A 6081-nucleotide genomic window follows, 5' to 3' on the forward strand; every position below is an offset into this window, starting at 1 on the left:
GACGGCCGTCAGCCGACGGCGGAAGCACGTGAGGCGGCGCGGCTGCTGCTGGGCTGAGCAGTGACCCGGACGGCCGTCAGCCGACGGCCGTCCCGGACACCTTGATCGCGCCGACCGGACAGGCCCGCGCGGCCTCCCGGGCCATCGGGTCACCGCCCCCGTCCTCACGGCCGGGCAGCAGGGCGCTGAAGCCGTCGTCGTCCTGGGTGAAGACTCCCGGGGCGGCCAGGGCGCACTGGCCGGCGCCGATGCAGACGTCCGTGTCGATGTCGATGTGCACCTCGGCCCCCCTCACCAGGCCACGGGGAGTTCGAGCATCCCCTGGATCGTGTCACCGGGCTTCCAGCGGACCTCCGCGGCCGGCACGGCCAACCGCAGACCGGGGAGCCGCTCGAGAAGGGCGCCCAGGGCGATCTCCAGCTCCGCGCGGGCCAGGTTCTGGCCGAGGCACTGGTGGATGCCGAAGCCGAACGCCACGTGGTGACGGGCGGAGCGGTGCCAGTCCAGGGTGTCGGGTGCCGGGTAGGCGCTCTCGTCGCGGTTGATGACGGAGGTCGCGAAGACCACGCCCTCCCCCGCCCGGATCGTCGCGCCGGCCACCTCGATGTCCTCGGTGGCCTGCCGCAGCAGCCCGTCGGCGATGGACAGCATCCGCGTCAGTTCCTCGACGGCCGCCGGCAGCCGCGAGGGATCGGCGCGCAGCTCGGCCAGCCGCTCGGGGTGCTGGAGCAGGGTGTAGGTGCCGAGCGAGATCATGTTGGCGGTCGTCTCGTGGCCCGCGACCAGCAGGATGGTGGCCAGCGCGATCGCCTCCTCCCGGTCCACCAGGCCCTCGCGCACCTGCTCGTGGACCAGGGCGTCGAGAACGCCGTCGGCGCCGGACGGCGCCGCCAGCTTTCGGTCGATCAGCGCGCCGAGGTAGACGTCGAGCCGGTCGCGCGCGTCGCTCACCTCCCCCGGCACCCGGCTGCGCAGCATCCGGCGCGACTGCTCCTCGAAGAACTCGTGGTCGGCGTACGGAACGCCGAGCAGTTCGCAGATCACCATGGACGGCACGGGCAGCGCGAAGGCGTTCACCAGCTCCGCGGGCGGTCCCTGCGCGAGCATCGCGTCGATCCGCTCGTCGACGATCCGCCGGATGGCCGGGCGCAGGGCGGTGGCGCGTTTGAGGGTGAAGTTCGCGACCAGCAGCCGACGCTGGGCGTGGTGCTCCGGGTCGTCGACGTTGAGCAGGGCCGCCCGGCGGTCGCGCAGCGCCGTGAAGCGGGGCGAGGTCGCCGGGTAGCCGGGGCGGGTGCGATCGGTCGACAGGCGGGGATCGGCGAGCAGGTCGCGGGCGGTCTGGTGTCCGGTGACCAGCCAGGCGGTGCGACCGTCGTAGAGGGTGACGCGGGCCAGCGGACGAGAGTCCCGCAGGGGGTCGTAGGCGGCGGGCGGCCGGTACGGGCAGGTCCGGTCCTGCGGGAAGGCGACGAGAGCCGGACCTCGCGTCGCATCCGTGGCATCCGGCGCTTCCGTGAGATCCGGCGTGTGCGTCACCTCTGCCGTGTCCGTCACTTCCTTCGTGTCCGTCGCATCCGTCAGATCCGTCAGATCCGTCGTGTCCGTCGTGTCCGTCATGGGTGACCTCGCAGACGAAGAGTGCGTCGTACCGATCTTCATTAGATGCTCTGGGCACCTATAGGGCGACGCGCAGTTCGGCCAGATCGACGAATGGGGCGATACGGCCGGAACCGTTCGCTCCAAATCGTCACCCAAAAGGTCACCCATCGGGCGGCGGCGGGAAAACCGGTTGCCGCCGACCCGCCCGCACCCGCAGGATCCGGCCATGTCCAGCATCGACGCCTTCCTGCCGCTCACGTCCGCCGCCGCTCTTCCGGCGCGAGTGCAGCAGCAGCCCGGCCGCCCCCGGAGGCCCGACACCGCGCGATCGTGACGGCCGAGCTCGTCGCGGGGCTGGTCGCGGGCTACGGCATCGCCGTACCCGTCGGCGCGGTCGCGACCTACCTCGTCTCCCTCACCGCCCGCACCTCCCTGCGCATCGGCGTGTGCGCCGCGCTCGGCGTCGCCGTCGCGGACGGCATCTACGCCCTGGTCGCCACGGTCGGGGGCTCCGCCGTCGCCGCCGTACTGCGGCCGGTGCTGACACCGCTGCGCTGGGCCTCGGCCCTGGTCCTGCTGGTGCTGGCGGCACGGGGCGCGGTGGCCGCCGTACGCCAGTACCGGGCCCACCGGCTCAGCACCCGGTCCGCGCCGGCCCCGCCGAACCCGGGCCGGGCCTTCCTCAGCCTCCTCGGCATCACCCTCCTCAACCCGACGACCGTCGTCTACTTCGCCGCGCTGGTCCTCGGCAGCGGCACCACCGACTCCGTACGGCCCCTGGAACAGGGCGTGTTCGTGCTGGCCGCCTTCCTCGCCTCCGCGAGCTGGCAGGTGTCGCTCGCCGCGGGCGGGGCACTGCTGGGGCGCGCGCCGACCGGTCACCGGGGTCGGCTGGTGACGGCGCTGGTGTCGAGCGCGGTGATGACGGTGCTGGCGGTACGAATGGTGGGGTAGGTACGCCCTGGGACGGATGAATCTCGCGGCCACCGGTGTTGAAGCACCGTGCGGGTCGGGCGTACGTGACGCGAACGACGCGACGACATGACGAAGGGGAAGGATGCCATGCCTCTCGAAGGCGAGTACGAAGCCAGCCCGACGCAGTGGGTGCGTGACCAGGTGGAGCGGTACGAGCGCTCCGGCGGCACCGAGGGGACCACGCTGCTGGACACGGGAATGCCCGTCATTCTGCTGACGACCCGGGGGGCGAAGAGCGGGAAGCTCCGCAAGACGCCGCTGATGCGAGTGGAGCACGACGGCCGTTACGCCCTGGTCGCCTCACTGGGCGGGGCTCCGAAGCACCCGGTCTGGTACTTCAACGTCAAGGCCGAGGCACGGGTGGAGCTTCAGGACGGACCGCGCAAGCAGGACATGACGGCGCGTGAGGTCACCGGCACCGAGAAGGCCGAATGGTGGGAGCGGGCCGTCGCCGCGTATCCGCCGTACGCCGACTACCAGAAGAAGACGGACCGGGAGATCCCGGTGTTCGTCGTGGAGCCCGCCGACGAAGGCTGAGACCACGGTCGTCGCCCGGACAGCGGCCGTCACCCCGGGAGGTAATCGTTCCGCGCCCGTGGAACGAGTCCCTCCGAGGACGTCGTAGAAAAATCTGTTCCGGGCGCGCATGAAGGCGCTCGCACCGGGCAACCGACAGTCAGGCCCCGCCGCGTTCCCCCGTCGCGGCGGGGCTTTCGCCTGTCTCGCACGCACGGCGGTCGGTCACGTCGAGGAAGACCTGGTCCACCTCGGGGATCGTGTCGGCGATCGAGCGCTTGATGCGCACCGCGACCTCCTCGACCCGCTCGCTGTCCAGACCCGGCATGAGGTCGACGCGAGCCGCCACCAGGGCCGAGTCGAGGCCCATCTTCATCGTGAAGAGCGCCTCCACGCTGTCGATCTCGGGCTGGGCGTCGAGCAGCGCGCGGATCCGCGCCCCCGTCTCCGGGTCGGCGGCCTCTCCGATGAGCTGGTCGCGGGCCTCGCGGCCGAGCCGGTAGGCGACGTAGACGAGCAGCGCGCCGATCGCCAGTGAGGCGGAGGCCTCCCACACGACCTGTCCGGTCACCATGTGCAGGGCCATGCCGATCGCCGCCAGGGTGACACCGAGCACCGCGGTGCCGTCCTCCGCGACCACCGTACGCAGGGCCGGATCGCGCAGGCCGGCGACGCCGCCGCCCTGGCGGCGCACCTGGTGCAGGGCCCGCAGCAGCGACGCGCCCTCGGCCAGGAAGGCGACGCCGAGCACGATCAGGCCCGCCACATAGCCGCTGAGTTCCTCTTCGACCCCGCTCCGGAGGGCCTCGACGCCCTGGAAGAAGGAGAAGCAGCCGCCCATCACGAAGATCCCCACGGCGGCCAGCAACGACCAGAAGAAGCGTTCCTTGCCGTAGCCGAAGGGGTGCCGTGCGTCGGCCGGGCGTCGGCTGCGGCGCAGCGCGGCGAGGAGGAAGACCTCGTTGAGGCTGTCGGCCACGGAGTGCGCCGCCTCCGACAGCAGCGCGGGCGAGCCCGCGAACAGACCACCCACGGCCTTGGCGACGGCGATGACCAGGTTGGCGGCGAGCGCCACCAGGACGGTCACGCGTGTCCTGCGGTCGCTCGGTTCGGCCGTGCGATCCGCGCGATCCCCTCCCCGTCGGGCTTCCTCGTCGCCTCCCCGTCGGGCTTCCTCGTCGCCTCCCCGTCGGGCCTTCTCCTCGGCTGCCCGTTCGGTGTTCCGTTCGGCTGTCTGTTCGGCGTTGCGCCCTGAAGGTGTCCCGGTCACCTTCGCCGACTGCCCCCGCCGATCGAGCCCATTCCGTGCCGTCGGCCGAAATCGGGGAACGCGTTGAGCAGGACAGGCACCACGCACGCGCGACGGCGACGGGAGCAGCCATGAGTGGCGACGGAGGCGACGGCAACAGCGCCTACGGGCATCGGGCGTTCAAGCGGTCCAAGAGCCACTTCACCGACCGGATCACGGCGGACGGCCGGGACGGCTGGCCCGTGACCGAAGGCCGCTACCGTCTGGTGGTCAGCCGTGCCTGTCCGTGGGCGAGCCGAGCCGTGATCTCCCGACGGCTCCTCGGCCTGGAGGACGCACTGTCGATGGCGATCGCCGACCCGGTCCAGGACGACCGCAGCTGGCGGTTCACCCTCGATCCCGACGGCCGCGATCCGGTCCTCGGCATCCGGTATCTCGGGGAGGCGTACGAACGACGGGAGGCCGGCCACCCGGGCGGCGTGAGCGTGCCGGCGATCGTGGACGTACCGAGCGGCGAGCTGGTGACCAACGACTACCAGCGACTCACCCTGGACCTCGCCACCGAGTGGACCGCCCTGCACCGCCCCGGCGCCCCCGACCTCTACCCGGCCCCGCTGCGGGACGAGATCGACACGGTGATGGCCGAGGTGTACGAGGACGTCAACAACGGGGTGTACCGGGCGGGTTTCGCCAGTGAGCAGGGCGAGTACGAGGAGGCGTGCGCGGGTGTCTTCCGGCGGCTGGATCTGCTGACGTCCCGACTGGCCCGGCAGCGGTACCTGGTGGGAGACACGATCACCGAGGCGGACATCCGGCTGTTCACCACGCTGGTGCGTTTCGACGCCGTCTATCACGGCCACTTCAAGTGCAACCGCTGGAAGCTGACGGAGAACCAGGTCCTCCGGGCGTACGTCCGGGATCTCTTCCAGACGCCCGGTTTCGGCGACACCGTCGACTTCGACCACATCAAGCGGCACTACTACCAGGTGCACACCGGCATCAACCCGACCGGAATCGTCCCCCTCGGCCCGGACCTGGCCGGCTGGCACACCCCCCACCACCGAGAGGAACTCGGAGGCCGTCCGTTCGGCGCCGGGTCACCGCCCGGTCCGGTCCGCGCCGACGAGGAGGTACCGGCGCGGGGGCGGCCCTGAGACCCCTGTCCACGCATCGCAGAAGGAGTGAGACACACGTGGCGAAGAAGAGGAAACTCCCCCTTGTCTACAAGCCCCTCGGCTTCCTGCTGGGCTGGTCGAGCGGCGCCCTGGCGGGGATCGCGTTCCGCAAGGCGTGGAAGGCGATACGACATGAGGACAACGCACCGGACGCCCTGGACCGGGATCGCGGCTGGGGCGAGATCCTGCTGGCCGCGGCGGTCCAGGGCGCGATCTTCGCGGCGGTCCGCAGCGCCGCCGACCGCACCGGCGCCAAGGCGATCGAACGCTCCACGGGAGTGTGGCCGGCCGAGGACAGGGCCGGCCGAGACTGAGCGTCCCGGGCTGCGACCGGCCGCGGCCGACCGTGGTCGGCGGCGGCCGGTCGGTCGCGGTCGGCGGGGGCTGGGCCAGGGTGGTAGGCGGTGGATCCGTCGCGGCCGACGGCGAGTCGGGCGCGGGTAGGCGGCGGTGGCCGCTCGCGGTCGGCGGTGACGGCGGTAGCCGGTCACGGTCAGCGGTGACGGCGGTAGCCGGTCACGGTCGGCGGTGACGGCGGTAGCCGGTCACGGTCAGCGGTGACGG

At 71.9% G+C, this 6081-nt stretch carries 7 protein-coding genes; 4 read left to right on the forward strand and 3 right to left on the reverse strand.

Features of this window, described 5'->3' with window-relative positions; genetic code table 11:
- Positions 1-76: 76 nt before the first annotated feature.
- Positions 77-280: a ferredoxin gene (locus ACIPFH_RS14210; RefSeq protein ID WP_401826173.1), complete on the reverse strand. Its 204-nt coding sequence runs from the start codon at positions 278-280 to the stop codon at positions 77-79.
- A gap of 11 nt (positions 281-291) precedes the next feature.
- A complete protein-coding gene (locus tag ACIPFH_RS14215) occupies positions 292-1620 on the reverse strand; it encodes a cytochrome P450 (protein ID WP_401826175.1) in 1329 nt (442 codons plus the stop codon).
- Between the two features lie 312 nt (positions 1621-1932).
- Here ACIPFH_RS14215 and ACIPFH_RS14220 point away from each other — a divergent pair, with 312 nt between their 5' ends.
- Both ACIPFH_RS14220 and ACIPFH_RS14225 read left to right on the forward strand, forming a co-directional pair.
- Positions 1933-2556, forward strand: a complete 624-nt coding sequence (locus ACIPFH_RS14220; RefSeq protein ID WP_401826177.1) for a LysE/ArgO family amino acid transporter — start codon at positions 1933-1935, stop codon at positions 2554-2556.
- A gap of 108 nt (positions 2557-2664) precedes the next feature.
- Positions 2665-3114, forward strand: a complete 450-nt coding sequence (locus tag ACIPFH_RS14225; RefSeq protein WP_401826179.1) for a nitroreductase family deazaflavin-dependent oxidoreductase — start codon at positions 2665-2667, stop codon at positions 3112-3114.
- Positions 3115-3253: 139 nt separating this feature from the next.
- Here the strand turns inward: ACIPFH_RS14225 and ACIPFH_RS14230 are convergent, their stop codons facing one another.
- On the reverse strand, positions 3254-4180 hold the full coding sequence (locus ACIPFH_RS14230; protein ID WP_401826180.1) for a cation diffusion facilitator family transporter: 927 nt from the start codon (positions 4178-4180) through the stop codon (positions 3254-3256).
- A gap of 293 nt (positions 4181-4473) precedes the next feature.
- On the opposite strand from ACIPFH_RS14230, the gene ACIPFH_RS14235 reads away from it, so the two are divergent.
- Both ACIPFH_RS14235 and ACIPFH_RS14240 read left to right on the forward strand, forming a co-directional pair.
- Entirely contained in the window at positions 4474-5496 is a 1023-nt protein-coding gene (locus tag ACIPFH_RS14235) for a glutathione S-transferase family protein (RefSeq protein ID WP_401826182.1), read from the forward strand.
- A gap of 38 nt (positions 5497-5534) precedes the next feature.
- Positions 5535-5831, forward strand: a complete 297-nt coding sequence (locus tag ACIPFH_RS14240) for a DUF4235 domain-containing protein (protein WP_401826185.1) — start codon at positions 5535-5537, stop codon at positions 5829-5831.
- The last annotated feature ends 250 nt before the right edge of the window (positions 5832-6081 follow it).

This window comes from Streptomyces sp. NPDC088157 (genome assembly GCF_044741545.1).
Classification (GTDB): Bacteria; Actinomycetota; Actinomycetes; order Streptomycetales; family Streptomycetaceae; genus Streptomyces.